Source organism: Haliea atlantica (genome assembly GCF_054779855.1).
The window spans coordinates 918,645-943,345 of the sequence record NZ_BAAGXL010000003.1 but is presented as its reverse complement, the minus strand read 5'-3'; the positions used below and the strand labels follow the sequence as shown (position 1 = coordinate 943,345).

30 protein-coding genes are annotated in these 24,701 nt (G+C 65.5%); 14 read left to right on the top strand and 16 right to left on the bottom strand.

All coding sequences use genetic code 11. From position 1 onward, the window contains the following. Positions 1–2: 2 nt before the first annotated feature. From ACYVGS_RS04440 to ACYVGS_RS04395, 10 genes are all read right to left on the bottom strand, one after another. Positions 3–272, bottom strand: a complete 270-nt coding sequence (locus tag ACYVGS_RS04440; RefSeq protein ID WP_460587430.1) for an HPr family phosphocarrier protein — start codon at positions 270–272, stop codon at positions 3–5. 11 nt (positions 273–283) lie between these two features. After that, positions 284–1,138 carry a RapZ family nucleotide-binding protein gene (gene rapZ / locus ACYVGS_RS04435; RefSeq protein WP_460587429.1) on the bottom strand — a complete coding sequence of 285 codons (855 nt, stop codon included), beginning with the start codon at positions 1,136–1,138 and terminating at the stop codon, positions 284–286. 6 nt (positions 1,139–1,144) lie between these two features. Then, positions 1,145–1,609 (bottom strand): PTS sugar transporter subunit IIA, encoded by a 465-nt coding sequence (gene ptsN, locus ACYVGS_RS04430; RefSeq protein ID WP_460587428.1) that lies wholly within the window; start codon positions 1,607–1,609, stop codon positions 1,145–1,147. Positions 1,610–1,620: 11 nt separating this feature from the next. Continuing rightward, positions 1,621–1,908, bottom strand: a complete 288-nt coding sequence (gene hpf, locus ACYVGS_RS04425; protein ID WP_460587427.1) for an HPF/RaiA family ribosome-associated protein — start codon at positions 1,906–1,908, stop codon at positions 1,621–1,623. A gap of 72 nt (positions 1,909–1,980) precedes the next feature. Beyond that, entirely contained in the window at positions 1,981–3,486 is a 1,506-nt protein-coding gene (locus tag ACYVGS_RS04420) for an RNA polymerase factor sigma-54 (protein WP_460587426.1), read from the bottom strand. A 159-nt stretch (positions 3,487–3,645) separates the two neighbouring features. Next, positions 3,646–4,371: an LPS export ABC transporter ATP-binding protein gene (gene lptB, locus ACYVGS_RS04415; RefSeq protein ID WP_460587425.1), complete on the bottom strand. Its 726-nt coding sequence runs from the start codon at positions 4,369–4,371 to the stop codon at positions 3,646–3,648. Then, positions 4,349–4,987, bottom strand: a complete 639-nt coding sequence (gene lptA, locus ACYVGS_RS04410; protein ID WP_460587424.1) for a lipopolysaccharide transport periplasmic protein LptA — start codon at positions 4,985–4,987, stop codon at positions 4,349–4,351. The genes lptB and lptA overlap by 23 nt, the downstream gene beginning before the upstream one ends. Further along, positions 4,968–5,519, bottom strand: coding sequence for an LPS export ABC transporter periplasmic protein LptC (lptC, locus tag ACYVGS_RS04405; protein WP_460587423.1), 552 nt, complete (start codon positions 5,517–5,519; stop codon positions 4,968–4,970). The genes lptA and lptC overlap by 20 nt, the downstream gene beginning before the upstream one ends. Continuing rightward, positions 5,519–6,046: a KdsC family phosphatase gene (locus tag ACYVGS_RS04400; RefSeq protein ID WP_460587422.1), complete on the bottom strand. Its 528-nt coding sequence runs from the start codon at positions 6,044–6,046 to the stop codon at positions 5,519–5,521. The genes lptC and ACYVGS_RS04400 overlap by 1 nt, the downstream gene beginning before the upstream one ends. Further along, the gene (locus ACYVGS_RS04395) at positions 6,047–7,027 is read right to left on the bottom strand and encodes a KpsF/GutQ family sugar-phosphate isomerase (RefSeq protein ID WP_460587420.1); all 981 of its coding nucleotides are present in this window, start codon (positions 7,025–7,027) and stop codon (positions 6,047–6,049) included. Between the two features lie 224 nt (positions 7,028–7,251). Between ACYVGS_RS04395 and ACYVGS_RS04390 the strand changes: the two genes are divergently transcribed. From ACYVGS_RS04390 to hisD, 5 genes are all read left to right on the top strand, one after another. Next, entirely contained in the window at positions 7,252–7,929 is a 678-nt protein-coding gene (locus tag ACYVGS_RS04390; protein ID WP_460587419.1) for an MlaC/ttg2D family ABC transporter substrate-binding protein, read from the top strand. A gap of 103 nt (positions 7,930–8,032) precedes the next feature. Next, the gene (locus tag ACYVGS_RS04385; protein ID WP_460587418.1) at positions 8,033–8,272 is read left to right on the top strand and encodes a BolA family protein; all 240 of its coding nucleotides are present in this window, start codon (positions 8,033–8,035) and stop codon (positions 8,270–8,272) included. A 49-nt stretch (positions 8,273–8,321) separates the two neighbouring features. After that, positions 8,322–9,584 (top strand): UDP-N-acetylglucosamine 1-carboxyvinyltransferase, encoded by a 1,263-nt coding sequence (murA, locus tag ACYVGS_RS04380; RefSeq protein ID WP_460587417.1) that lies wholly within the window; start codon positions 8,322–8,324, stop codon positions 9,582–9,584. Positions 9,585–9,589: 5 nt separating this feature from the next. Further along, positions 9,590–10,225 (top strand): ATP phosphoribosyltransferase, encoded by a 636-nt coding sequence (hisG, locus tag ACYVGS_RS04375; RefSeq protein WP_460587416.1) that lies wholly within the window; start codon positions 9,590–9,592, stop codon positions 10,223–10,225. 1 nt (position 10,226) lies between these two features. After that, a complete protein-coding gene (hisD, locus tag ACYVGS_RS04370; protein WP_460587415.1) occupies positions 10,227–11,528 on the top strand; it encodes a histidinol dehydrogenase in 1,302 nt (433 codons plus the stop codon). A gap of 13 nt (positions 11,529–11,541) precedes the next feature. Here the strand turns inward: hisD and ACYVGS_RS04365 are convergent, their stop codons facing one another. Beyond that, the gene (locus ACYVGS_RS04365; protein WP_460587413.1) at positions 11,542–12,663 is read right to left on the bottom strand and encodes a S1C family serine protease; all 1,122 of its coding nucleotides are present in this window, start codon (positions 12,661–12,663) and stop codon (positions 11,542–11,544) included. An 80-nt stretch (positions 12,664–12,743) separates the two neighbouring features. Between ACYVGS_RS04365 and ACYVGS_RS04360 the strand changes: the two genes are divergently transcribed. Then, the gene (locus ACYVGS_RS04360) at positions 12,744–13,505 is read left to right on the top strand and encodes a Nif3-like dinuclear metal center hexameric protein (protein WP_460587412.1); all 762 of its coding nucleotides are present in this window, start codon (positions 12,744–12,746) and stop codon (positions 13,503–13,505) included. Between the two features lie 31 nt (positions 13,506–13,536). On the opposite strand, the gene ACYVGS_RS04355 is transcribed toward ACYVGS_RS04360, so the two are convergent. Beyond that, positions 13,537–14,007 carry a Z-ring associated ZapG family protein gene (locus tag ACYVGS_RS04355; protein WP_460587411.1) on the bottom strand — a complete coding sequence of 157 codons (471 nt, stop codon included), beginning with the start codon at positions 14,005–14,007 and terminating at the stop codon, positions 13,537–13,539. 143 nt (positions 14,008–14,150) lie between these two features. Between ACYVGS_RS04355 and zapE the strand changes: the two genes are divergently transcribed. The 7 genes from zapE to ACYVGS_RS04320 all read left to right on the top strand — a co-directional run bounded on the left by zapE (position 14,151) and on the right by ACYVGS_RS04320 (position 20,214). Further along, entirely contained in the window at positions 14,151–15,251 is a 1,101-nt protein-coding gene (gene zapE, locus ACYVGS_RS04350; RefSeq protein WP_460587410.1) for an AFG1/ZapE family ATPase, read from the top strand. Positions 15,252–15,342: 91 nt separating this feature from the next. Then, the gene (gene rplM, locus ACYVGS_RS04345) at positions 15,343–15,771 is read left to right on the top strand and encodes a large ribosomal subunit protein uL13 (protein WP_460587409.1); all 429 of its coding nucleotides are present in this window, start codon (positions 15,343–15,345) and stop codon (positions 15,769–15,771) included. 12 nt (positions 15,772–15,783) lie between these two features. Beyond that, positions 15,784–16,176 carry a 30S ribosomal protein S9 gene (gene rpsI, locus ACYVGS_RS04340; RefSeq protein WP_460587408.1) on the top strand — a complete coding sequence of 131 codons (393 nt, stop codon included), beginning with the start codon at positions 15,784–15,786 and terminating at the stop codon, positions 16,174–16,176. 241 nt (positions 16,177–16,417) lie between these two features. Then, the gene (gene petA, locus ACYVGS_RS04335) at positions 16,418–17,014 is read left to right on the top strand and encodes a ubiquinol-cytochrome c reductase iron-sulfur subunit (RefSeq protein WP_460587407.1); all 597 of its coding nucleotides are present in this window, start codon (positions 16,418–16,420) and stop codon (positions 17,012–17,014) included. After that, on the top strand, positions 17,014–19,053 hold the full coding sequence (locus ACYVGS_RS04330) for a ubiquinol-cytochrome c reductase (protein WP_460587406.1): 2,040 nt from the start codon (positions 17,014–17,016) through the stop codon (positions 19,051–19,053). The genes petA and ACYVGS_RS04330 overlap by 1 nt, the downstream gene beginning before the upstream one ends. An 86-nt stretch (positions 19,054–19,139) precedes the next feature. Further along, positions 19,140–19,772 (top strand): glutathione S-transferase N-terminal domain-containing protein, encoded by a 633-nt coding sequence (locus ACYVGS_RS04325; RefSeq protein ID WP_460587592.1) that lies wholly within the window; start codon positions 19,140–19,142, stop codon positions 19,770–19,772. 31 nt (positions 19,773–19,803) lie between these two features. Then, positions 19,804–20,214: a ClpXP protease specificity-enhancing factor gene (locus ACYVGS_RS04320; protein WP_460587591.1), complete on the top strand. Its 411-nt coding sequence runs from the start codon at positions 19,804–19,806 to the stop codon at positions 20,212–20,214. A 68-nt stretch (positions 20,215–20,282) separates the two neighbouring features. On the opposite strand, the gene ACYVGS_RS04315 is transcribed toward ACYVGS_RS04320, so the two are convergent. From ACYVGS_RS04315 to ACYVGS_RS04300, 4 genes are read right to left on the bottom strand one after another with little or no spacing between them, the layout of a single operon-like run. Next, positions 20,283–20,855, bottom strand: coding sequence for a BON domain-containing protein (locus ACYVGS_RS04315; RefSeq protein ID WP_460587405.1), 573 nt, complete (start codon positions 20,853–20,855; stop codon positions 20,283–20,285). Between the two features lie 2 nt (positions 20,856–20,857). After that, positions 20,858–21,460 carry a D-sedoheptulose-7-phosphate isomerase gene (locus ACYVGS_RS04310; RefSeq protein WP_460587404.1) on the bottom strand — a complete coding sequence of 201 codons (603 nt, stop codon included), beginning with the start codon at positions 21,458–21,460 and terminating at the stop codon, positions 20,858–20,860. A gap of 54 nt (positions 21,461–21,514) precedes the next feature. After that, positions 21,515–21,877 (bottom strand): YraN family protein, encoded by a 363-nt coding sequence (locus tag ACYVGS_RS04305; protein WP_460587403.1) that lies wholly within the window; start codon positions 21,875–21,877, stop codon positions 21,515–21,517. A gap of 42 nt (positions 21,878–21,919) precedes the next feature. Continuing rightward, positions 21,920–23,734, bottom strand: a complete 1,815-nt coding sequence (locus tag ACYVGS_RS04300; RefSeq protein WP_460587402.1) for a penicillin-binding protein activator — start codon at positions 23,732–23,734, stop codon at positions 21,920–21,922. Between the two features lie 78 nt (positions 23,735–23,812). Here ACYVGS_RS04300 and rsmI point away from each other — a divergent pair, with 78 nt between their 5' ends. Further along, positions 23,813–24,649 (top strand): 16S rRNA (cytidine(1402)-2'-O)-methyltransferase, encoded by an 837-nt coding sequence (gene rsmI / locus ACYVGS_RS04295; RefSeq protein ID WP_460587401.1) that lies wholly within the window; start codon positions 23,813–23,815, stop codon positions 24,647–24,649. Positions 24,650–24,701: the final 52 nt, after the last annotated feature.

The window sequence follows — 24,701 nt, the reverse complement described above, 5'->3', positions numbered from 1 at the left end:
CCTTACTCCGGCTCGTCAAAACGGTTGTTGATCAGGGCGCACAGGGCTTCCAGCGCTTCCTGTTCGTCCTCACCGTCGACGTGCAGGTCGAGCTCCGTTCCCTTGCCGGCGGCAAGCATCATGACGGCCATGATGCTCTTGCCGTCCACCAGCTGGCCATCGCGACCCGCTTTTACCGACGAACGGAAGCCGGAGGCGCAGCCGACGAATTTGGCCGCCGCCCGCGCGTGCAGGCCCAGCTTGTTGATGATGGTGATCCGGGTCTCAATCACGGCGTGCGCTGCTATTGCAGTTCCCTGTGGCGGAGGTGGACGTGGGAGTATTGCTGGCGATAGTACTGGTAGAGACGATCGGCCAAGTATACTGACCGATGTTGGCCACCGGTACAACCCACGGCGACAGTCATGTAGCTACGGTTGCTCTCGCGGTAGTGAGGCAGCCACTGGTCGAGAAACCGGCGGATACTGTCGAACAGCTCGCCGGTCATCGACTGTGCCTCCAGAAAGCTGGCCACGTCGGCGTCCAGGCCGGTCAGTAGGCGCAGCTCCTTCACCCAGTGCGGGTTGGGCAGCATGCGCACGTCGAAAACCAGGTCCGCATCGTTGGGCAGCCCGCGCTTGAAACCGAAGGACTGGAAGAGGATCGACATGCTGCCGGTGCCGTCGCCGACGACCCGCTGGCGGATGGCATCGCGCAGTTCGTAAATGGTCATCTGGCTGGTGTCCAGCACCAGGGCAGCCGCACTGGCGATGGGTTCCAGAAGCTGCCGCTCGCTATCGATTGCCTCGGCCAGGGGCAGCTGGTCACCGCTCAGGGGGTGCTTGCGCCGGGTCTCCGAGAAGCGCTTGATGAGAACCGGGTCCTGGGCGTCCAGGTAGAGGATCTCGCTGCGCACATCGGCGGGCAGGGCATCCAGAATGCCGCTGAAATCCTGCAGGTTGCGCCAGGCGTTGCGGGCATCAATGCAGACGGCAACGCCGCGGAAGTGCTCGAATTCGCCCCGCTGGGTTTCCGCGACCAGAGCTGGCAACAGGGCCGCCGGCAGGTTGTCGATGCAGTAGTAGCCCTCGTCCTCGAGCTGGTGCAGCGCGGTACTCTTGCCCGACCCGGAGCGTCCGGAGATGATGACCAGTTGCACGCGGCGTCAGCCCTCGTCAGCCCATTCCGTCGCGGCGCGGAACAGCTTGTCGTTGCTGTCGGCATCGCGCAGGGCCTCGCAGAAGGCGCCCTGGCTGAACAGCCTTGCGATCCGGGCGAGAATGTCCAGGTGCTCCTGGTGCGCCTGATCCGGGACCAGCAACACGCAGAGCAGGTCCACCGCCATGTCGTCCGGAGCGTCGAAGTCGATCGGCTCCTCCAGGCTGACCAAAGCCGCGAGAGGTTCCTGGCAGCCGGGGATGCGACAGTGGGGAATGGCGATACCACCACCGAGGCCCGTGCTGCCGAGGCGCTCGCGGGCGACCAGCTGGGTGAAGACTTCCGACTGGGACAGCTCACTGCGGTCGCGGGCGATCAGCTCCGCCAGCGTCTCGAAGAGTTTCTTCTTGCTGCTCCCGGAGGCGCGACACAGGGTGCGCTCCGGGGTCAGTAGTTGGGCGAGTATTTGCATGAGAGAGTCTTCTAGTGGCCGCGGGCCTTTTCCTTGTGCTTAATCAGCTGGCGGTCCAGTTTGTCGACCAGGGCGTCGATGGCGGCGTACATGTCTTCGGATTCAGCGGCGGCAAAGATGTCGGCACCGGCGACGTGGATGGTCGCTTCGGCTTTCTGAACCAGTTTTTCCACGATCAGTGTGACCTCGGTATTGGTGATCTGGTCAAAATGCCGTTGCAGGCGCTCGAACTTACTTTGCACGTAGTCCCGCAGGGCATCGGTCACTTCGACGTGATGACCGCTGATATTCAGTTGCATACCTGACTCCTTCTCGTTGAATGGGCGCGGTGCCCAATATCGGCGGGTTTACAGACCCGCACAGTTTGCATTCTAGACCAATCGCTTGCGCTCATTGGAGGGGGGGATCTGCAGCATCTCCCGGTACTTGGCGACGGTGCGCCGGGCGACCTGGATACCCTGCTCCTCCAGCATCTTTGCCAACTTGCTGTCCGACAGCGGCTTGCGCGGGTTTTCCGCGGCAACCAGCTTGCGGATAAAGGCACGGATGGCGGTTGACGAGGCCTCGCCGCCGCTGGCCGTGCCGACGTGACTGGAGAAAAAATACTTGAGTTCAAAAACGCCCCGCGGCGTGTGCATGTACTTGCGGTTGGTGACCCGGGAGATGGTCGACTCGTGCATCTCCACGGCCTCGGCGATATCCGCCAGCACCAGGGGTTGCATTGCCTCTTCACCGTGTTCGAGGAAGCCGCGCTGGCGCTCGACAATCTGTGTGGCCACCTTCATCAGGGTTTCGTTCCGGCTCTGCAGGCTCTTGAGGAACCAGCGGGCCTCCTGCAGATTGTCGCGCAGGTAGTTGTTGTCGGCACTGTTGTCCGCGCGCCGGATCAGGCTGGCATAGCTGTCATTGATGCGCAGGCGCGGGGCGACGTCGGGGTTGAGCTCCACGACCCAGCGGCCACTGCGTTTGCTGACAAAGACATCGGGGATGATGTATTCGGTGCTGTCCTCGCCGATCTGCTGGCCCGGGCTGGGGTCCAGCGTGCGGATCAGGTCGAGGACCGCCCGCAGCTGGTCTTCCTTGAGCCGCATGCGGCGGAGGATCTGGTTGTAGTCGCCGCTACCGAGCTGGTTGAGGTAGCGGCTGATCACCTGCCTGGCCTGTTCGAGGTAGGGGGTACTGGCGGGCAGCTGCTGCAGCTGGACCAGCAGGCATTCCCGCAGGTCGCGGGTGCACACGCCAGCCGGCTCGAATTGCTGCAGGCAGTGCAGAACCGCCACAACCTCCTCGAGGTCGATCTCGAGATCGTCGCGAAAGGCCTCGTGGATGTCCTCCACGCTGGTCTGCAGGCGGCCGTTGCTGTCGGTGGCGTCGATCAGGGCCAGGGCGATGACCCGGTCAGTGTCGGACAAGCGAGTCAGGTTAAGCTGCCAGCGCAGGTGGTCCTGCAGGGATTCCGACTGGCTGTTGCGGGTATCGAGGTCAAAGTCGCTGTCGTCGCCGCCGGCGCCGGCAGGGGCGCCGGTGGGAATCAGGTCTTCCCACTGGGTATCCACCGGCAGCTCCTCGGGCATGGCGCCGCTGGTCTGCCAGTCGTCGCGATTTTCACCGCTGCCACCACTCGCCGTGCCTTCCAGGCTCTCCAGAGGGCCGTCGGTATGCTGGGGGGCTTCGCGTTCCAGTCGCTGCGTGTTGTCGACTTCGGTATCCCCGCCGGAGTCGTCTTCGGCCACCTCCAGCAAGGGGTTGCTGTCCAGGGCCTGCTGGATTTCCTGCTGCAGGTCCAGGGTGCTCAGCTGCAGCAGGCGAATGGCCTGCTGCAGCTGAGGTGTCATGGTCAGCTGTTGGCCTAGCTTGAGTTGCAGGGACTGTTTCATCGCGAGCGGAAGGGGTCCTGATACCGTCTTGGACAGCTGTCTGGAGCTGCCAGTGTAGCGCCCCGTGTCGAAGGGCTGCAACACCCTGGCGCGATTTTTGCTAGCGCCTGCCGAAAACAGGGCTTGACGGGAAGGCGCTTGGCGCAGGTGCCCGCGCGGCTACAGGCGGAAGTGGTCGCCGAGGTAGACCTGGCGGACGCGCGCGTTGGCCAGGACTTCGGCGGAACTGCCCTCGGCGATGATGTGCCCCTCGCCGACGATATAGGCCTTTTCGCAGATATCGAGGGTTTCCCGCACGTTGTGGTCGGTAATCAACACGCCGATGCCGCGGCGTTTGAGGTGGTTGATAATGTCCTTGATGTCGCTCACGGAGATTGGGTCCACGCCAGCGAAAGGCTCGTCGAGGAGGATGAAGTCCGGCTCGGTGGCCAGGGCGCGGGCGATTTCCACCCGGCGCCGCTCACCGCCGGACAGCGATTGTCCCAGGTTGCCGCGGAGGTGGCTGAGATGGAATTCTTCCAGCAGGCGGTCGGCGTGGGTCTGACGTTCGTGCCGGCGCAGGTCCGGCCGCGTCTCGAGAATCGCCAGGAGGTTGTCCTCTACCGTCATTTTGCGGAATATCGAGGCTTCCTGGGGCAGGTAGCCAATGCCGCGGCGGGCCCGTTCGTGCATCGGCAGCCCGGTGATATCCTCGCCGTGGATGTGAATGTGGCCGCCATCTGCGGCTACGATGCCGACAATCATGTAGAAGCAGGTGGTCTTGCCGGCCCCGTTGGGGCCCAGCAGTCCGACCACCTGGCCGCTGTGCACTTCCAGCGAGACATCCTCGACAACCCGCCGGCCCCGGTAGGCCTTGGCCAGGTTACTTGCGGTCAGCAGCGCCATCGCGCGACTCCTGCTCACTGTCCGTTTCGCTTGCGGCGGCCGGTGCCGGGGCACCATCCCCGCTGCCCTGGTTGACCACGCGGGCAGGGATGACGACTTCGACCCGTCGGCCGTCTTCGGCCGAGGCGTCGCTGTTGGCCCGCACCCGCTGCTCGGCGATGAAGTAATCGATACTGTCGCCGGTAACCAGCGAGCCGTCCTGTTCGATGCTGGCCTGCCGGCGCAACTGGACGCGCTCCTCGCTGTTGAAGTACTCGATGACCCTGGCCCGGGCATGCAACAGCCCCTTGTCCGGCTCCGGCTGCTCCTGCAGATGGGCGGGATTGCCCTCGGCGACAATGCGCTCGGCGGCGTCCACGCGATGGTGCACGGTCACTTTGTCGGCGTTGATGCGCAGGCTGCCCTGCTGCAACTTCACATTGCCGGTGTAGACGGTGAAGCCTTCTTTTTCGTCGCGTAGGGCGCTGTCGGCGCTGATGCGGATGGCCTGCTCGCGGTCGCTCGGCAGCGCCCCCGCTAGGGGCGCGACAAGCAGTACTAACAGAGCCAGAACCAGCGGTGGGACGCGCGGGTTGCCGGGCTTGCCGTGGCGAGTCCTATTGGCCAGGGGGGACATACAGGCTCTCCACGTTGGGTTCCAGATGAATGACCTGGGTGGTCAGGTCGGCGCGCATGCCGTCGGCAGTGACCTGGTTGTTTGCCTGGGTGAAGGTCACCGGGACCATGGAGGTCGCCGTCTTGCTTCGCAGGTTGAGGGTCAGCGCGCGGGTCGCCAAGGTGCCACCACTCTGGTCGTTGGTCAGCAGAATGTCCTGGCGCAGCGACAGGATTTCGGTGGCATGGCGCAGCGTGCCGCGCTGGGCGACCAGGGACCAGCTGCGGTCATCGCCATCGTGGGCATAGTAGCGCGGCTGGCTAAGTTCGGAAATATTGTCTGCGTCCCGGTAGGCGATCCGCTCGGCGGCGAGAATTTCCACCAGCTGGCCCGCTTCGTTGTAGGCCTGACTGCGCGAGTCTGTCAGGTAAGTGGTCACGCTTGGCTGCTGTCGCGCTGCCCCCCGCTGATCCAGGGGGGTGTCGAGGTTGGGCGCCCAGAACCAGGCCAGCAGGAGCAGGGCGAGCAGAACGTTCTGTCGCAGTCCCCCCATCAGAGCCAGTCCGCTTCCACTGCCGCGCGCTGCTGGCGCAGTTCCAGCAGCCATTCACAGGCCTGCCGCACCGCGCCGCGGCCACCCGGAAAGTCGCTGCACCAGTCCGCTGACCTGCGCACCAGGGCAACCGCATCGGCGACGGTGAGCCCGAGGCCGGCGGCGCGGATTGCGCGCAGGTCGGGCAGGTCGTCCCCCATGTACGCGCACTCGTCCAGACTGAGGCCCTGCTGCTGGCACAGGGCCTCCAGGGCCGTGAGCTTGTCCTCGCGCCCCTGCACCAGGTCGGCGATCCCCAGTTCCCGCGCGCGTCTTTCCACGCAGCTGGACTGCCGGCCGGTGATGATGGCGGTGCGGATGCCGGCCTGCTGCACCAGCTTGATCCCCAGGCCATCCTTGATATTGAAAGTCTTCAGTTCGTGGCCGTCGCTGCTGTAGGTCACGCTGCCGTCGGTCATGACGCCATCCACATCCAGCGCCAGCAGGCGGATGCCGCGCGCGCGGCGCTGCAGTTCAGGCTTCTGCATTCAGGCGATCCCCGCGTGCAGCAGGTGCATGACGTGGAGGACCCCGGTCAGGTTCTGTTGCTCATCCATCACCACCAGGGTCGAGATCCGGTTTTCCTCCATGATGCGCAGTGCCTCCGCCGCCAGCATGCCGCCGGTGACCTGCTTCGGGGAGCGTGTCATCAGCTCGTCGATGAGGGTGGTGTGTACATTGACCCCCTCGTCCAGGGAGCGGCGCAGGTCGCCGTCGGTAAAAATGCCGACCAGCTGGCCCGAGCCATCGACGATGGTGGTCATGCCGAGCCCCTTGCCGCTGATCTCCAGCAGTGCCTGGCCCAGGGGCGTCCCCGCAAGCACCCGGGGGATGGCGCTGCCGGTCACCATGACGTCTTCCACCTTCAGCAGCAGTTTCTTGCCCAGTGCTCCCCCGGGGTGGGAGAAGGCGAAGTCCTCGGCTGTGAAGCCGCGCGCCTCGAGCAGGGCGATCGCCAGGGCATCGCCCATGACCAGGGCGGTGGTCGTGCTGGAGGTAGGTGCGAGGTTGAGGGGGCAGGCTTCGGTCTCCACACCGGTATCCAGGTGCGCGTCCGCGACCTGGGCCAGGGGCGAGTCAGGCGCTCCGGTCATGCTGATCAACGGTATGCCGAGGCGCTTGAGCAATGGCAGAAGGGTGATCAGCTCGGGGGAGCGGCCGCTATTGGAGAGGGCAATCACCGCGTCCTCTGCGGTAATCATGCCCATGTCGCCGTGGCTGGCTTCGCCCGGGTGCACGAAGTAGGCCGGCGTGCCGGTGCTGGCCAGGGTGGCCGCGATCTTGCGGGCGATATGCCCCGATTTGCCCATGCCGGTGACGATGACCCGTCCGCGGATATCCAGCAGGAGATCGCAGGCGCGCTGGAAATCCTCGCCGATGCGCGCCTCCAGCGCGTCCACGGCATCTCGCTCCATGCAGATGGTGCGGCGGGCGGAGATGGAGTGGTCGACGGGCTGGCGTCTGCTCATGGGTGGGGCCGTAGTCAGAGTAGCCTGTAATGATACCGTGGCGGGATTGGCGTGAACAACAGCCTTGCGCGCTCCACGCCGTTGCCCAGAGCTGTCGCGGAGGCCCCTGCAGCGGGGGAACTGCTGTGGGTGCAAGTGGTCAAACTGCCGGTGTGGAGGGGGCAGTGAGAAGGTATAATGTCTGCTTTCGCAGAGCATTGCATCCAGTCAAAAGGAAGCCAGGTATGACCACGTTGACGCGTTATGTCACAGCACTAGCACTTGTTCTTCTGCCGCTGTTTGCGGCGGCCAAGGCGGCCGAAGGGGAGGGCAGCGCCCACGAGGTGGTGCGCGCGGCGACCGAACGGGTCATGTCGGAGGTCGAGTCCGCGGATGACTACATCGATGAGCATCCGGAGCGCTTTTATTCCGCGCTCGACGAGATTCTGGACCCGGTAGTGGATTTTCGCGGTTTCGCCCGCGGCGTGATGGGCGCCTATGCCAGCAGTGAACGCTATCGCTCCCTCGATCAGGCCGGGCGCGAAAAGCTGCGGGAGCAGCTCGAGCGTTTCACCGAAGTGATGCGCCAGGGCCTGGTGCGCACTTACGGCAAGGGCCTGCTCGCCTTTGGTGGCTCCCGTATTGACGTGCCCGTACCGGAGGTCGAGGAGGGCGCCAGCCGGGTGGCCGTGCAGCAGTTCATCCACGCCGGCGACAAGGCGCCCTACGAAGTGGTCTATTACATGGGGCGCGACGGTGACGGCCTGTGGAAGCTGCGCAACATGGTGATCGAGGATGTCAACCTCGGCAAGATTTACCAGAGCCAGTTTGAATCCGCCGCCCGCAAGTATGATGGCAACCTCGACCAGGTTATCGCCAACTGGTCGGCCGTGGAGCTGGATGACGCCGGGGAGACCAGCTGACCCGATTGCTGCCCTGGTGCTTTCGGCGCGCGGCCTCGCCAAGGCGCGCCGATTCCCCTAGAATGCGCGGCTTTATCCGATCCCCAGAGGCCAGGAGGAGATCATGGACGCGGCCACAGTGACCGCCCTGCTAGAAACCCAGCTCGAGGGCTGTGAAGTGTTTGTTGAAGGTGGCGGTGATCGCTACGACATCACCGCCATCGGCGAGGTCTTCGAGGGCAAACGCCCGGTGCAGCGCCAGCAGCTGGTCTACGCTGCCCTCAGCGAGTCGATCGCCAACGGCAGCATTCACGCGGTCAATATCCGCACCTTTACGCCTGCCCAGTGGCAGGCCCGGGGCTGAGGCCCCGGCGCGCCCTCACAATCATGCCAGCAGGCCCCAGGGAGTCATCGTGAACAAATTGGTCATCCAGGGCGGACATCGCCTCGACGGCGAGCTGCGCATTTCCGGCGCCAAGAATGCTGCCCTGCCCATCCTCGCGGCGACCCTGCTTACCGAAGACACCGTCAGCATCCGCAACCTGCCGCACCTGCACGACATCACCACCATGATCGAGCTCCTCGGCTGCATGGGTGTGAAACTGAGCATGGATGAACAGATGCGCATCGACGTGCGCGCTGACAGCATCACCGAGTTTTCCGCGCCCTACGAGCTGGTCAAGACCATGCGCGCCTCCATCCTGGTTCTGGGGCCCATGTTGGCACGCTTCGGTCGCGCCCATGTGTCTTTCCCCGGGGGCTGCGCAATCGGCAGTCGGCCGGTGGACCTGCACCTGCGTGGGCTGGAGGCCATGGGAGCGGAGGTCACCGTCGATGGTGGCTATATCAACGCGCGGGTCGACGGCCGTCTGCACGGCGCGCGGATCCTGTTCGAGACCGTCACCGTGGGCGGCACGGAGAACATCATGATGGCGGCGGCCCTGGCCGAAGGTCGCACGATCATCGAAAACGCCGCCCGCGAGCCGGAAGTCGTGGATCTGGCCCAGTGCCTGCTGGCCATGGGGGCGCGCATCAGCGGTCACGGTACCGACACCATCGTGATCGACGGGGTCGAGCGCCTGCACGGTTGCGACTATGCCGTGATGCCCGACCGCATCGAAACCGGCACCTATCTGGTTGCCGCAGCTGCGACTGGCGGGCGTATTCATCTGCGTCATACCTGCCCGGAAACCCTCGAGGTGGTGTTGCAGAAACTGCGCGAGGCAGGGGCCGATATCGAGGAGGGCGATGACTGGGTCAGCCTGGACATGCACGGGCGACGCCCGCGGGCCGTGAGCATCAAGACGGCACCCTATCCCGGTTTTCCCACCGACATGCAGGCCCAGTTCACGGCGCTCAACGCCATCGCCGAGGGCACGGCGACCGTGATTGAAACGGTATTCGAAAATCGCCTTATCCAGGCCCATGAAATGAATCGCATGGGCGCGCATATCGTGATTGAAGGCAACACCGCCATCATCACCGGGCAGCCACAACTGCAGGGCGCGCCGGTGATGGCCTCCGATTTGCGCGCTTCCGCCAGCCTGGTGATTGCCGCGCTGGTGGCCCAGGGGGAAACGGTCATCGACCGGATCTACCATATTGACCGTGGCTACGAGTGCATTGAGGAGAAGCTGCAGCAGCTCGGTGCCGACATTCGCCGCTCGAGAGAATGACGCCCATGACGGACCGCCTGACCCTCGCCCTGACCAAGGGCCGGATACTCAAGGAGACCCTGCCCCTGCTGGCGCGGGCGGGTATCGAGCCGCTCGAGGACGTGCACAGCAGCCGCAAGCTGGTTTTTCCCACCACCCGCGACGACCTGCAGCTGATCATTATTCGCGGCTCGGATGTGCCCACCTATGTGCGTCACGGCGTGGCACAGCTGGGTGTCGTGGGCAAGGATATCCTGCTTGAGCACGGTGCCGAAGGCCTGTATGAGCCCCTGGACCTGGGTATCGCCCGCTGTCGCCTGATGACAGCTGGGCCGACGGGGTGGCGCGGCGGCAAGGCCCGTGTCCGCGTGGCAACCAAGTTCGTCAATATTGCCCGCCGGCACTTCGCCGCGCGAGGTGTGCACGCCGAGCTGATAAAGCTCTACGGGGCCATGGAGCTGGCGCCGATGATGGACCTGGCCGACCTGATCGTGGATATCGTCGACACCGGCAACACCCTGCGGGCCAACGGCATGGAGCCGCTGGAGGAAATCGCCGCCATCAGTTCCCGCCTGGTGGTCAACAAGGCCGCCATGCGCTCTTCGCACCGGCGCATTCAGCCGCTGGTGGACCAGCTGGCGAGCCTGGTGGAGGGGGGCTGAGGTGCTGCGTTATCTGTCGACACGGGATGCGGATTTCGAGGATCAGCTGGACGCCCTGGTGGCCTGGGAAGACGCCCGGGATGAGACCGTGGAGCGGACAGTTGCCGATATCATCGCCGACGTGCGCCGCCGCGGGGACGCGGCCCTGCTCGAATACACCGCGCGCTTTGATCGTCTCTCCCCCGCCAACGCCGCCGAACTGGAGGTGCCCCGGGAGCGCCTGCAGCAGGCCCTCGAGAGTCTTGCGCCGGAGGCCCGCGAGGCCCTGGAAACCGCGGCGGCGAGGGTGCGCGAGTATCACCAGCATCAGCGCCAGGAGAGCTGGCACTACCGGGACGCCCAGGGCAACCTGCTGGGCCAGCAGATCACCCCTCTCGATCGTGTCGGCATCTACGTGCCCGGCGGCAAGGCCAGCTATCCCTCCTCGGTACTGATGAATGCGATTCCGGCCAGTGTCGCCGGGGTGGGCGAGATTGTCATGGTGGTCCCGGCGCCCGACGGTGAGTTGAACGACCTGGTGCTCGCCGCTGCCGCACTGGCCGGCGTGCACCGGGTATTTACCGTGGGCGGCGCCCAGGCTGTCGCGGCGCTGGCCTTTGGTACGCCCACCGTGCCGGCGGTGGACAAGATTACCGGGCCGGGGAATATCTTTGTCGCCACGGCCAAGCGCCAGGTCTTCGGCCGGGTGGGCATCGACATGATCGCCGGACCTTCGGAGATCCTGGTGATCTGCGACGGCAGTACCGACCCCGACTGGGTAGCCATGGACCTGTTTTCCCAGGCCGAGCACGACGAGCAGGCCCAGTCTCTGCTGTTGTGCCCGGACGCGGACTACCTGGATGCGGTCGCGGCCAGTGTCGAGCGGCTGCTGCCGGAGATGGAGCGGGCGGCCATTATCCGCCAGTCACTGACCGAACGCGGGGCGTTGATACTCACCCGCGATCTCGTGGAAGCCGTGGCGCTGTCCAATCGGCTGGCGCCGGAACACCTGGAGCTGTCGGTGGCTGAGCCCGAGCCGTTGTTGCCGGCGATTCGCCACGCCGGGGCCATCTTCATGGGCCCCTGGACCACGGAAACCTTGGGTGACTACTGCGCCGGTCCCAACCATGTGCTGCCGACGGCGAGGACGGCGCGCTTCTTTTCGCCCCTCGGGGTCTACGATTTCCAGAAGCGCAGTTCGCTGATCCACTGCAGTGCCGAGGGGGTTCAGGCGCTGGGCCGGGTGGCGTCGGTACTGGCCCGGGGCGAGCAGCTCACGGCCCACGCCCGCTCCGCCGAGATGCGCCTGACCACCTCCGACTGAGCCCGGGGCGGCATCAGACGCTGGGGGACTGGCGCAGGGTGCCGACAATGGCCTCCAGTTCGATGGACTGATTGTCCCGTACCACGGTGATGCTGACCCGGTCCCCCGGGCGCAGCTGGGCGATCCTGTGCATGGTGCGGCGACCGTCGACCACAGGCTCTTCGTCGATGTGGGTGATCAGGTCGCGCAACTGCACGCCGGCGCGATCCGCCGGTCCGCCTTCGGCAACCCCGGTGACCTCTAGGACCTGGCGCCCGGCGCCGGACTCGAGCCCCCGTGCCGGCGCCACGCTCACCCCCAGCCAGCCGCGAATGACCTCGCCGTAGCGGATCAGGTCCTCCATCACGAACAGGGCCAGGTTGGCGGGGATGGCCATGCTGATGCCGATGCCGGTCGCGCCGCGGGCCGACTGTTCGTTGCCGGTGTAGATCAGGGTGTTGATGCCGAGCAGCTCCCCGCGGGTGTTGATCAGCGCGCCGCCGGAGTTGCCCAGGTGAATGGTGGCATCGGTCTGGATGTAATCCTCGTAGACCGACAGTTGCAGGCCGTAGCGACCCAGGGCGGAGACGATGCCCTGGGTCACCGAGTGGCCGAAGCCCATGGGGTTGCCGATCGCCAGCACGACATCGCCCACCCGTGCCGTATCCGAGTCGCCCAGTGCAATCGGGTGCAGATCGGGAAGCTCCACCTGCAGGACCGCGAGGTCGGTGGCCGGGTCGGTGCCGATGACCCGTGCAGCCGCCGTGCGGCCGTCGTGTAGCAGGACCTGAATGGCGTCGGCCTCGTGGATCACGTGATTGTTGGTGAGGATGTGCCCCTCCGCGCTCATGATGACCCCGGAGCCGAGTGAGCGTTCGACGCGCTGGCGGTTGGCCGGAGGCACACCGTACTGCCGGTAGAAAAGCTCATCCAGCAGGGGGTTGCGGCGGGTCGGGATCAGCTTGGCGGTGTAGATATTGACGACCGCAGGCGATGCCGCGCTGACCGCGCGGGCGTAGCTGGTGGTCAGGCCCTCACGGGTCTGCGCCTCGACCGGGCCCGGCTGCGGGAATACCCAGCGGTCCAGGATCAGCAGGGCGGCCAGTAACCCGGTGAGGGCCGGCCAGGTGATGAAGCGCAGGGTCTTGAGTAACATGCCGGGTGCCGTGTCGTCTGTCTGGGTATTGTATATGATGGCGCCGTGGACACTCCATCACAGCCAGAGGAGAAGCATCTATGCCGGTCGCCCTGACCACGCTCGTTCAGCACATCGACAGCACCCTGGAAGCCGGACGCTTCCGGGACTACTGCCCGAACGGGCTGCAGGTGGAGGGACGGCCGGAGGTGGGGCGCCTCCTGACCGGGGTGACGGCCTGCCAGGCGCTGCTCGATGCGGCAGTCTCCTGGGAGGCCGATGCGGTGCTGGTCCATCACGGCTATTTCTGGAAGGGCGAACCGGCGGTGGTCACGGGCATGAAGCGCCGCCGGCTGGCTACCCTGCTGGGGCACGACATCAGTTTGCTGGCCTACCATCTGCCCCTGGATGCGCATCCGCAGCTGGGTAACAATGCCCAACTCGGGCTGCGCCTGGGCATTCGGGAAAGCCGCCCCCTGGACCCCGCTGCCAGCGATGCCGTGGGTGACATCGGAGAGCTGGCTGCAGCGCGCCCGGCGGGGGAGCTGGTGGCACAACTGGCCGAGCTGACCGGCCGCGAGCCCCTGCATATCGGCGATGCCGCGGCGCCGGTGCGGCGTATCGCCTGGTGTACCGGCGCGGCCCAATCCTACCTGCCCCAGGCGCTGGCTGCCGGGGCCGATTTGTTCATCACCGGCGAAGTCTCCGAGCCGACTGTGCACATGGCCCGGGAGGAGGGGATTCATTTCGTCGCGGCGGGGCACCACGCCACCGAGCGCTACGGTGTCCAGGCGCTGGGGGAGTACCTGGCCGGGCGCTTCGGCCTGGAGCACCGCTTTGTGGACATCGACAACCCCGTCTAGACGCGCCTAGGGCTCGCTCGCGTGCGAGGCCTCAGTGGTCGCGGTGCTCCCGCAGTGGGGATTCCGGAGCCGGGCGTTCAATGCCGTACTCCTCGGCGAGGATGCCCTTGTCCTCGGGCGAGCTTTTCGGGGCGTAGTCCAGCGGGGGCTGAATATTGGCCAGGTGCGCGGGTATCGCGGCATCGTCGCCGCGGTCCTGCAGGCGGCCCAGTGACACCGGCGCATGATCCTGGCACAGGCGTCCGGCGCCCTCGGACAGGTGATTGTGTACCTCGCGATAGCTGTCGGTGAGCGAGTTCAGCAGGCGGGCGGTCTGGGAGAAGTGTTCGACCACCTCCGCCTCGTAGCCGCGTTTCTCCTGCATCACCTGGTCCAGCTTGCGCTCCGCCTCCCGCAGGCGGCGGGCGTCGCCACCCGTGCGGCGGCCGAGGAGCAGACCCGCACCGGCGCCGACCAGCAGGGTAACCACAGCGACGGCAATCAGAACTGGCAGACTGTACACGAACGTACCTCATTGTCGGTGTGCGGATGGAAGGCTCAGGAGTATACCGGAAACCGGCGCGGCCTGTCCCGCAGCCGTTGCCTTCCCGTGGCGGCGGCTATAGAGTGTGCCGCGTTTTTCAGCCTTCAATGGGAGAGACCCCGGTGACCGAGTCGGCGCTGACACCCTGGCAGCGTTACCAGGCGGACCTCGCGCGGGAGGACTTTGTTCACGACCCCGCCCAGGAGCACGCCGTACGCCTGCTGCAGGCACTCTACGAGCGTCTGGTGGAGCGCCCGCGACCGCGCCGCAGCTGGTGGCAGCGCTGGCGCGGCCTGGCGCTGGAGCCCGAGCAGGGGCTGTATTTCTGGGGTGGAGTGGGTCGCGGCAAGACCTATCTGGTGGACACCTTCCACGACAGCCTGCCCTTCGCCGACAAGAGCCGAGTGCACTTTCACCGCTTCATGCAGCGCGTGCACGCCGAACTGCGGGCCCTGGACGGGGAGAAGAACCCCCTGGAGAAGGTCGCCGACCGCCTGGCGGAGGAGGCGAGGGTGATCTGCTTCGACGAGTTCTTTGTCACCGACATCGCCGACGCCATGATCCTGGGTAACCTGATGCAGGCCCTCTTCGCCCGGGGGGTGACCCTGGTGGCGACCTCGAACATCGTGCCCGCGCGGCTCTACGAGAACGGACTGCAGCGCCAGCGTTTTCTCCCGGCCATTGCCCTGCTGGAAAAGTACACCGACGTGGTCAATGTCGACGCCGGGGTGGACTACCGGCTGCGCACCCTGGAGCAGGCGGAGCTCTATCACTGCCCCCTCGATGCCGAGGCGGACCGTAGTCTGCGGCGCAGCTTTGAAGCCCTGGCCCTGCACGCGGGCGAGGAGGGCGAGACCCTGGAGATCAACGGGCGCCTGCTGCGGCCCCGGCGCATGGCCGATGACGTGGTCTGGTTTGACTTCCGCGAGCTGTGCGAGGGCCCGCGTTCCCAGAATGACTATATCGAGCTGTCCCGGGAGTTCCACGCCGTGGTGTTGTCGGGCGTGCCTGCCCTGGGGGGGCGCAATGACGATGCCGCGCGGCGTTTCATCAACCTGGTGGATGAATTCTACGACCGCAACGTGAAACTGGTCATGGCAGCAGACAGGCCGCTCCTGTCCCTGTATGATGGCAGCCGTCTGGCCTTCGAGTTCCAGAGAACGGTGTCCAGGCTGCAGGAAATGCAGTCCCACGAGTACCTGGCGCGGGAACACAGGCCCTGATTTTTTCTTTCTCCGGTGCGCTTGAAATGCCAAGGGCGTTTCAGTAGTATTCGCGCTCTCGAAATTGGAGCCCTCCAAGAGGCGGTTATTCATGAAAACTTTCAGTGCCAAAGCCGAGTCGGTGAGCCGCGACTGGTACGTCGTGGACGCTGATGGCAAGACCCTCGGTCGCCTGGCCAGCGAAATTGCGCACCGGCTGCGCGGCAAGCACAAGCCGGAATACACTCCCCACGTGGACACCGGTGACTACATCGTGGTGATCAACGCCGAGAAGGTCCGCGTGACCGGCGCCAAGGCCACCGACAAGATGTACCACCGCCACACCGGGTACCCGGGTGGTCTCAAGTCCATGTCGTTCGAAAAGCTGATCGACAAGGCGCCGGAGCGTGTCCTGCAGGGTGCGGTCAAGGGCATGCTGCCCCGCAACCCCCTGGGTCGGGCCATGTTCAAGAAGCTCAAAGTGTATGCGGGTGACCAGCATCCCCATACTGCCCAGCAGCCGCAAGTACTGAATATCTAACGGAATCCTACTATGTCAGCGACCCAATACTACGGCACTGGCCGCCGCAAGACCTCCACGGCGCGGGTGTTCCTCAAGTCCGGTGGCGGCAACATCACCGTCAACAAGCGTCCCCTCGACCAGTACTTCGGTCGCGAAGTGGCGCGCATGATCGTTCGTCAGCCCCTCGAGCTGGTGGAGATGGTCGACAAGTTCGACGTCAACGTGACGGTTGAAGGCGGTGGCAGCTTCGGTCAGGCCGGTGCGATTCGCCACGGTCTGGCGCGCGCGCTGATGGATTACGATGAGGCCCTGCGCGGCTCCCTGCGCAGCGCAGGCTACGTGACCCGCGACGCCCGTGAAGTCGAGCGGAAGAAAGTGGGTCTGCGCAAGGCGCGCAAGCGTCCGCAGTACTCCAAGCGCTGATTGTGTCGCGGCCGGCCCTGTGCCGACTGCGCCGTACTCGAAGAACGTCCGGTCTGCATATTCAGGCCGGGCGTTTTTTTTGTATATGAAACAGTGGCTTGCATTCGCTGTCCGCGGTGAAAAATGTCCCTTCTCCTTGTCAGGAAAGGGCAAAGTCATTACTATTTGCAGCATTTTTTGCAGTGTGGTCCCTTCGGTCGGGTAGCGCGAGTCGCCGGGCCGTCAACCAGGAGAAAGAAGCATGAGTAGCGATGGCGTGAACACCGGCAGGAGACGTTTCCTGACGGCCGCGACCAGTGCGGTTGGCGTTGCCGGCGCCGTAGGTATTGCCGTGCCCTTCGTCGGGTCCTGGAGCCCGTCGGAAAAGGCCAAGGCAGCCGGTGCACCGGTCAAGGCCGATATCAGCAAGCTGGAGCCCGGTCAGATGATCGTGGTGGAGTGGCGGGGCAAGCCGGTCTATGTGCTGCGCCGCAGCCCGGAGATGCTCGACAATCTGGACAAGCTCACCGACGTGCTCAAGGATCCGGATTCCAGCATTTCCCAGCAGCCCGAGTATATCGAAGGTGCGGCACGCGCCCTGCGTCCGGAAATCTTCGTGGCCGAGGGCCTCTGCACCCACCTGGGCTGTGCGCCGAAATTTCGTCCCGAAGTGGGCGCGGCCGACCTGGGTGGCGACAGCTGGCTGGGCGGCTTTTTCTGCCCCTGTCATGGCTCCAAGTTCGATCTCGCGGGCCGGGTTTTTTCCGGGGTGCCTGCCTCGACCAACCTGGTGGTCCCCCCTTATTCCTATGAAAGTGACACCGTCGTGGTAATCGGCGTGGACGCGGAGGCAGCCTGATGATCAACATGCTTACCGGATTGCGCGACTGGGTCGATGACCGCCTGCCGATCATGCGGGCGTGGAACACCCACATGGGCAAGTACTACGCGCCCAAGAACTTCAATTTCTGGTACTTCTTCGGGGTGCTGTCCCTGCTGGTGTTGGTTAACCAGCTGCTGACCGGCATCTGGCTGACCATGAACTACACCCCGAGCGCGGAGCAGGCTTTTGCCTCGGTCGAGTACATCATGCGCGACGTCCAGTACGGCTGGATCCTGCGTTACATGCACTCCACGGGGGCTTCGGCCTTCTTCGTGGTGGTCTACCTGCACATGTTCCGTGCCCTGATCTACGGTTCCTACAAGAAACCCCGGGAGCTGATCTGGATCTTCGGCATGCTGATCTTCGTGGTGCTGATGGCGGAAGCCTTTGTCGGCTACGTGCTGCCCTGGGGCCAGATGTCCTACTGGGGTGCCCAGGTGATCATTTCGCTCTTCGGTGCCATCCCGGTGGTGGGCGAAGACCTGGTGACCTGGATTCGCGGTGACTACCTGATCTCCGGCATCACGCTGAACCGCTTCTTCGCTCTGCACGTGGTCGCGCTGCCTATCGTCCTGCTGGCCCTGGTGGTCCTGCACCTGCTGGCCTTGCACGAGGTGGGTTCCAACAACCCCGACGGCGTGGAGATCAAGAAGAACAAGGGCCCCGACGGTGTGCCCCTGGATGGCGTGGCTTTCCACCCCTACTACACGGTGCACGATCTGCAGGCGATCGGTGTCTTCCTGTTCATCTTCTGCGCGGTGATGTTCTTCATGCCCGAGATGGGCGGTTTCTTCCTGGAGTACGCCAACTTCGAGGAAGCCAATGCCCTGAAGACGCCCGACCACATCGCGCCGGTCTGGTACTTCACCCCCTTCTACTCGGTGCTGCGCGCGGTGCCCGACAAGTTCTGGGGCTTCGTGGCCTTCGCCGCCTCGGTGGCGATTCCCTTCCTGCTGCCCTGGTTGGATCGCAGCCCGGTGAAGTCCTGGCGCTACCGCGGCAACCTGAACAAGGTCATGCTGGTGCTGTTTGTCGCGTCGTTCCTGATCCTCGGTGTTCTCGGCGTCAAGTCGCCGACTCCGGAGCGCACGGTGCTGGCGCAGATCTGTTCGGTGTTCTACTTCGCCTTCTTCCTGCTGATGCCCATCTGGTCATCCCTGGACAAGGTGAAGCCGGTGCCGGAGCGGGTGACCACCAACGGCGGTATCGGGTTCTGGGGCAGCATGGGCGCGCTGGCCCTGATCGCCGCCCTGACCATCATTCCGCTGAAGGCAGTGGGTGCGGAGTCGGCGCATGCCTGTGGCAGTATCCCCTGTGACGAGTTCACCGCGGATCCTTCCGACAAGGCCTCATTGCAAAGCGGTGCCCAGCTGTACATGAACTACTGCATGGGCTGCCACTCGCTGCAGTACTCGCGCTACAACCGCGTGGCCAAGGACCTGGGGATCCCCGAGGACCTGATGCAGGAGCACCTGATCTTTGATCCCGAGGTGCAGATCGGTGAGCTGATGGAAAACGCCATGGACGAGCGTCTGGCCAAGGTCTGGTACGGGGTCAACCCCCCGGACCTGACCCTGGTGGCCCGCGCCCGCCAGCCGGAGTGGCTGTACACCTACCTGCGTAACTTCTACCGGGACGACAGTCGCCCCTACGGCGTCAACAACCGGGTGTTCAAGGACGTCGGCATGCCCCACGTGATGCTGGAGCTGCAGGGCATGCAGGAATGTGCCATGGGGCCGGCCCGCGCCGACAACGGTGGCGTCAAGCGCGATCCGTTGACCGGTGAGGACATCCTGGAAGAGCCCTGCGGTCAGTTCACCATCGCCGAAAAGGGCAGTATGGAGCCCGAAGAGTTCGATGCCGCGATGTACGACCTGGTCAACTTCCTGTCCTACACCGCCGAGCCGATGGCCTCCGAGCGCAAGCGCATTGGCCTGTTCGCGCTGCTGTTCATCGCCATCTTCTTCGTCTTCGCCTGGCTGCTCAACCGCGAGTACTGGAAAGACGTACACTGAGACCCCCTGGAGCCGCGCCCGCGGGCGCGGCCCCGATCACCTGAAGAGATCCGAGCCGACCCATGAAAAGAGCTGACGAAAATGTCATGAGCGTGGTTGCCCGCCGGGCATCCATGACCTGCTTCTCCGACAGTACCAGCCAGTACAGTCATCGCGTGCGGATCGTTCTGGCGGAGAAAGGTGTCACCGCCGACATGATCGATGTGGACGCCGCGCACCCGCCGCAGGAGCTGGCAGACCTGAACCCCACTGCGTCGCTGCCGACCCTGGTGGATCGCGACCTGGTGCTGTGGGAGTCCAAGGTGATCATGGAATACCTGGACGAGCGCTTCCCGCACCCGCCGTTGCTGCCGGTGTACCCGGTGGCCCGGGCCGAGAGCCGCCTGTACATGCACCGCATCGAAAAGGATTGGTGTTCGCTGGTGGACTCCATCCAGAATTCCCGCAGCGACAATGTGGTGTCCAAGGCCACCAAGGAGCTTCGCGAGGGGCTTACCGCAATCGCTCCGATCTTCGCCGAGAAACCGTTCTTCATGAACGAGGAGTTTACCCTGGTGGATTGCTGCCTGGCGCCGATCCTCTGGCGTCTGCCTTCCCTGGACGTGGAGATCAAGTCGACCCGGCAGACCAAGCCGCTGCTGAATTACATGAGCGAGCTGTTCAATCGCGAATCCTTCCAGGAAAGTCTCACCGAGCGTGAGCGGGAGATGCGCTCCTGAGGGGCGAGGCATGACTCCTGTTCCACCGACCATGAATTCCAGCCGCCCCTACATCATGCGGGCGCTCTACGACTGGATCGTCGACAACGGCTGCACGCCCTACCTGCTGGTGGATGCGCAGCGGCCGGGTGTCGAGGTGCCTGTCCAGTACGTCAAGGACGGGCAAATCGTACTCAATATCAGCCCGTCGGCCGTGATCGAGTTGCAGATCGGCAATGACTGGATCAGTTTCAATGGCCGCTTCGGCGGCACGCCCACCGATGTTCTGGTACCGGTGGGTGCCGTCGTGGGCATCTATGCCCGCGAAAACGGGCAGGGCATGGTGTTCGAGCCGGAAGAACCGCCCTCACCCGACGGGCCCGACAGCCCCGATTCCGGCCCCGACGAGCGGCCCGGACCCGGTTCGCGCGGTGGCCGTCCCTCTCTGAAAGTGGTCAAGTAAGCCCGGCCTGCCGGCTCCCCTCTGGCCCTGTGGCCCCGCGTTGGCGGGGCTGCCCGGGAGTCGCGGGGTCAGGAAATGATCTCGAACAGTTGAACCACGCGCTTGACGCCTGCCACCGAGGCCGCGACATCGGCAATGCGGTCGGCGTCGCGCTGGGTAACCAGGCCCATCAGATAGACCACGCCGTTTTCCGTGACCACCTTGGTGCGCAGGCCGGGAGTATCGAAATTGCCCAGAAGCCAGGACTTGATCTTGGTTGTGATCCAGGCGTCGCTGGTGCGGGTCAGTGCCGAGGTCGGTGCGCCCACTTCGAGCTCATTGTAGATGCGTCGCACACCGGTGATGTCGCGCAGCTCGTTGGCCGCCAGGGTTTTCAGTTCGGGTGTCGCTACCTGCCCGGCCAGCAGCACAAAACCGTTGTAGCTGACCACCGCCAGGTGGGATTGATCGAAGCGTTTGTCCGCGGCGTGAATGTTGACCACCGCCTTGACTTCAATGCTTTCGTCCTCGACCTGTTGGGCCACGGTGCGGCGGTCCGGCTGGTCTTCAATGGGGTTGGCTTCGACGCTGGCGAGCATGGTGCCGCAGCCGGTGAGCATGAGGGCGGAGAGCAGCAGGGCAAAAGGGGCTATCACTTTCATGGTCAGTTTCCGTGGTAATGTCCAAACAGGTTGCGCTCTACCAGCTCGCAGAGCAGATGGAGCGCGAGAATCTGCAGCTCGGTGACCCGGGCCAGGGTATTGCCGGCGCAGGGCAGCAACACTTCGCCCGGCTCGACCTTGTCCGCCAGGGAGCCGTCGCGCGCCGACGAGAGCACGACGATGGTCATGTCGCGCTCGCGGGCCACTTCCAACGCCCGCAGCAGATTGCCGCCCACGCTGCCGCTGCAGATGCACAGCAGGATATCACCAGAGTGCGCCAATGCACGCAGAGACTGGGCAAATACCTCGTCCAGGCCGTGCCGGCTGGCCAGACTGCCCAGGCTGCTGCTGTCGGCGGCCAGCGCCATGGCGGGCAGTGCGGGGCGTTCCTGCTCAAAGCCTGCCAGCATCCGCGAGGCGATCAGCTGGGCGAGGGCGGCATCGGGGCCGTTCCCGCAGGTGAACAGGCGGCCCTCCTGGAGGAAGGCCTGGGTAATGCAGGCGGCGGCTTCGACCAGGGGCGGTGCGAGTTCGTCCACGGCGAACGCGATGCCCTCTATGGCCTCCTGGCAGCGCTGCGCCAGGAACGGGTAGTCGTCATCCATCTCGAGTTCCATCGCCGATAGTAGGGCCGCGCGCTCGCTGGGGGCGCGCTGCGTTCAGGGTTGGCTGCCAAAGGCATTGCGGATCCACCGGGGTGCCGCGTCAGGCGCGAATTGTCGCGGTTCCCAGGCAATCACGTCAAATCGGCAGGCCAGCTTGGCGTAGTGCGGGTGCCGGCGCAGGAAGACCGCCGCCGCGCGTTGCAGCTTGCGCTGCTTGCGCCGGTCCACGGAGGCCGCGGCGCCGCCGTAACCCGGATGGCTGCGGGCGCGGACCTCGACGAAGACCAGGCAGCTCCCGTCCAGCGCCACCAGGTCGAGCTCGCCCGCCCGGCAGAGAAAGTTCCGGCACAGGATTTGCCAGCCCCGGGCCAGCAGCCAGCGAGCCGCGCGCTCCTCGTACTCTCGTCCATCGGGCATCCCTGCTCTCCACTGACTGGCGCCGTGTCGCCGCAGTGTAGCCTAGCGTGGCTGCAGGTCGCCGCCATCAAATGTGGCCGGCCTGGCTTCGCGCAGCACGCGCAGCTCGGGGTCCATGCTGAGGATTCCGGTATTGCCCCGGATCAGGGCATCCGGGCCGGCCTGCAGCTGCGCCAGGCGCGATTGCAGCAACCAGGCATCGGCCCCCAGTGCATGCAGCCGGGGATAGTGCTCGTCCCCGGTGCTACCCGCTGTCAGTGCCACTCTTGCCGCGGGATTGGCCCCCAGCAACCAGGGAAGCTCGGCAATCTGCACGCCGTCGAGATCCCGGTCGCGATTGTCGGGGCTGCCACTGTAGACGCTGGAGGGCGCGTAGACTGGCAGGTTGCCCGCGTAGTGGAAGCTCAGCAGGGGACGCAGTGAGCGCGCCTCCTGGGGGCTGCTGGTCAGCAGGAAGACGCTGTCCAGGTCCTGGCGACGGCGGGGGCTGAACTCGATGCCGGTGGCCAGCATGGCGCGGACCTCGCGGGCCCGCTGTTCGCTGGCCTGCAGATGCAGGACTGTTTTCAGTCCCTCGGACCAGGCCTCGGGACTGCTGTAGGTCAAGGTGTCAGCGAGCACGCCGCCCTCTGCCCGCCAGGCCGCGGTCAGCGCTTCGCTGAGGCGTGCGCCGCGCTCGCCGGCGGCACGTACCAGCAGGGCGCGCCGCGCGCCGCTGCCAAAGGCCTGGGCTGCCAGCTGCTGCATTTCATCTTCCGGTGCCAGGGAGAGTTGCAGGAAGGCTGCGCCCACCTGGTTCGGTGGCTCGCTGGCGCGATTCAACGCGATGACCGGCACCGGGCGTTGGCTCAGCCCGGCAAGCCGGTCTACCGCGCCGCGATCCAGCGGGCCGATAACCAGCTCCGCGCCACCTGCCACAGCCCGCCGGTAGGCGCTTTCGACGTCCTTGACGTCGCCGGTATCGATAATCCGGACGCGTGTGGCCGTGCCGCCCTCGGTGGTGGCGAGATAGTGCTGTGCCAGGTAGCCGTTGCGGATTGCCCGCGCGGCGGCGGCGAGCTCGCCGCTGAGCGGCAGCAGCAGTGCCACCTGCCGGGGCTCGGCGTGCGGCTGGAGCAGAAAACCGAGCCCGCCGGGAAGTGTCGCGGCCGCGGGGTGTTGCGGGTGTTGTGCGAGCCAGGCTGTCAGGCCCTTCTGCAGGGCCTGGCCGGAGCGGTCGGGCCGGTCCAGGGCGGCAAGTGACAGCCAGCCGCGCCAGTGCCCGGTGGCGGCAGCCTCGGCCTGTTGTCGGTCTTGCGCGGGGATGCGCAGCAGCGAGCGCCAGGTCTCGCGCATGAGTGCCAGTCGCGCTTCGGGCGAGCGGGTGAGTTCCAGTTGTGCGGCCGCCAGTTGTGCCGCTTTCAGGTGCTCCCCGCGCCGGGTGGCAATCTGCCGGGCGAGGTTACTGATGCGCTGTTGCAGCCGCGGCGCCGTTGCCGTAGTGGCGGCGCGATCGAGTATCGATGCGGCGTCGACCACCTCGCCCTGCAACCACTTCGACCAGCCCAGGTAGTAATCCCGCCAGGCCTGCTCGGGCGCTGGAAGTGCATCGGGAAGCTGCCGCAGGGCGAGCTGCGCCTGCGGCGATTCACCGGCCAGCAGCAGGCTCTCGACGCGGGCGTGCAGCGCTGCGTGGGGTGAGGGCGGCGCGGCAGGTCGTGGTGGCGTTTCCGGTTTGGCGCCGGGCACCGCGACCGGCGCGGCTTGCGTATCCGGGGCAGGCTGTTCCGGGGCGCTGCCGCAGCCGCCGAGGCCGATCAACAGGGCCAGACACAGGAGCGAAGGCAGTGGCTGGCGAACGCGGGGGTCGCGGGTCATGGTATGCTTCCGGGTTTGTCGGGGAGTGGACCGGGTCACGGCCGGCATCAATCCTCATTATACGGGCAGGAGCGGCGAGTGGAATCCGGACTCTATGTGGTGGCGACCCCCATCGGCAACCTGGCGGATCTCAGCCGCCGCGCCCTCGAGGTGCTGGAAGCCGCCACGCTGGTTGCCGCGGAGGATACCCGGCACAGTCTGCGGTTGTTGCAGCATTTCAATTTGCGCGCTCCGCTGCAGGCCTACCACGAGCACAGCGGCGCCCGGGCCCAGCAGCGCATTCTGGAGGTGCTGGCGCAGGGTGGCGTGGTCGCCCTGGTCTCGGACGCCGGTACGCCGCTGATCTCCGACCCCGGCTATCGTCTGGTGCGGGCGGTACAGGATGCGGGCTACCGCGTGGTGCCGATCCCGGGCGCCTGTGCGGCCATCGCCGCCCTGAGCGTGGCCGGTCTGCCGACCGATCGCTTCCTGTTTGCCGGATTTCTGCCGGCGCGTCCCGCGGCGCGTGCGAGCCAGTTGCAGTCGCTGCGGGGCGAGAGCGCCACGCTGGTATTCTACGAAGCGCCCCACCGCATCAGCGAAACCCTGGATGCCCTGTGCCGCGAATTTGGCGAGGAGCGGGAAGCACTGCTGGCGCGAGAGCTGACCAAGACCTTCGAGACCGTGCGTCGCGACACCCTGGGTGCTCTCCGTGAGTGGGTGGCGGTAGACGCCAATCAGCAGCGCGGAGAGATCGTCCTGGTGGTGGCTGGTGCCGCCGCCGTGGAGCGGGCGCTGGACGAAGAGCTGGCGCGCTGGCTGCTGCGTCTCGCCGAGGAGTTGCCGGCCAAGCGTGCCGCCGCCGTGGTCGCCGATATGACCGGCCTGCGCAAGAAGGTGCTTTACGATTACCTGGTCCAGCACCGCCCCGATTGAAAAAGGCGGGCGGCAGCGGGTTTCGCTTGCCAGTGCGGGCGCACAGCGGGTA

Coding starts and splice junctions, on each gene's coding strand:
- ptsN (WP_460587428.1), bottom strand. CDS start 1,609: ATGCAAATACTCGCCCAACTACTGACCCCGGAGCGCACCCTGTGTCGC.
- hpf (WP_460587427.1), bottom strand. CDS start 1,908: ATGCAACTGAATATCAGCGGTCATCACGTCGAAGTGACCGATGCCCTG.
- ACYVGS_RS04420 (WP_460587426.1), bottom strand. CDS start 3,486: ATGAAACAGTCCCTGCAACTCAAGCTAGGCCAACAGCTGACCATGACA.
- lptB (WP_460587425.1), bottom strand. CDS start 4,371: ATGGCGCTGCTGACCGCAAGTAACCTGGCCAAGGCCTACCGGGGCCGG.
- lptA (WP_460587424.1), bottom strand. CDS start 4,987: ATGTCCCCCCTGGCCAATAGGACTCGCCACGGCAAGCCCGGCAACCCG.
- lptC (WP_460587423.1), bottom strand. CDS start 5,519: ATGGGGGGACTGCGACAGAACGTTCTGCTCGCCCTGCTCCTGCTGGCC.
- ACYVGS_RS04400 (WP_460587422.1), bottom strand. CDS start 6,046: ATGCAGAAGCCTGAACTGCAGCGCCGCGCGCGCGGCATCCGCCTGCTG.
- ACYVGS_RS04395 (WP_460587420.1), bottom strand. CDS start 7,027: ATGAGCAGACGCCAGCCCGTCGACCACTCCATCTCCGCCCGCCGCACC.
- ACYVGS_RS04390 (WP_460587419.1), top strand. CDS start 7,252: ATGACCACGTTGACGCGTTATGTCACAGCACTAGCACTTGTTCTTCTG.
- ACYVGS_RS04385 (WP_460587418.1), top strand. CDS start 8,033: ATGGACGCGGCCACAGTGACCGCCCTGCTAGAAACCCAGCTCGAGGGC.
- hisG (WP_460587416.1), top strand. CDS start 9,590: ATGACGGACCGCCTGACCCTCGCCCTGACCAAGGGCCGGATACTCAAG.
- ACYVGS_RS04365 (WP_460587413.1), bottom strand. CDS start 12,663: ATGTTACTCAAGACCCTGCGCTTCATCACCTGGCCGGCCCTCACCGGG.
- ACYVGS_RS04360 (WP_460587412.1), top strand. CDS start 12,744: ATGCCGGTCGCCCTGACCACGCTCGTTCAGCACATCGACAGCACCCTG.
- rplM (WP_460587409.1), top strand. CDS start 15,343: ATGAAAACTTTCAGTGCCAAAGCCGAGTCGGTGAGCCGCGACTGGTAC.
- rpsI (WP_460587408.1), top strand. CDS start 15,784: ATGTCAGCGACCCAATACTACGGCACTGGCCGCCGCAAGACCTCCACG.
- petA (WP_460587407.1), top strand. CDS start 16,418: ATGAGTAGCGATGGCGTGAACACCGGCAGGAGACGTTTCCTGACGGCC.
- ACYVGS_RS04330 (WP_460587406.1), top strand. CDS start 17,014: ATGATCAACATGCTTACCGGATTGCGCGACTGGGTCGATGACCGCCTG.
- ACYVGS_RS04325 (WP_460587592.1), top strand. CDS start 19,140: ATGAGCGTGGTTGCCCGCCGGGCATCCATGACCTGCTTCTCCGACAGT.
- ACYVGS_RS04320 (WP_460587591.1), top strand. CDS start 19,804: ATGAATTCCAGCCGCCCCTACATCATGCGGGCGCTCTACGACTGGATC.
- ACYVGS_RS04315 (WP_460587405.1), bottom strand. CDS start 20,855: ATGAAAGTGATAGCCCCTTTTGCCCTGCTGCTCTCCGCCCTCATGCTC.
- ACYVGS_RS04310 (WP_460587404.1), bottom strand. CDS start 21,460: ATGGATGACGACTACCCGTTCCTGGCGCAGCGCTGCCAGGAGGCCATA.
- ACYVGS_RS04305 (WP_460587403.1), bottom strand. CDS start 21,877: ATGCCCGATGGACGAGAGTACGAGGAGCGCGCGGCTCGCTGGCTGCTG.
- ACYVGS_RS04300 (WP_460587402.1), bottom strand. CDS start 23,734: ATGACCCGCGACCCCCGCGTTCGCCAGCCACTGCCTTCGCTCCTGTGT.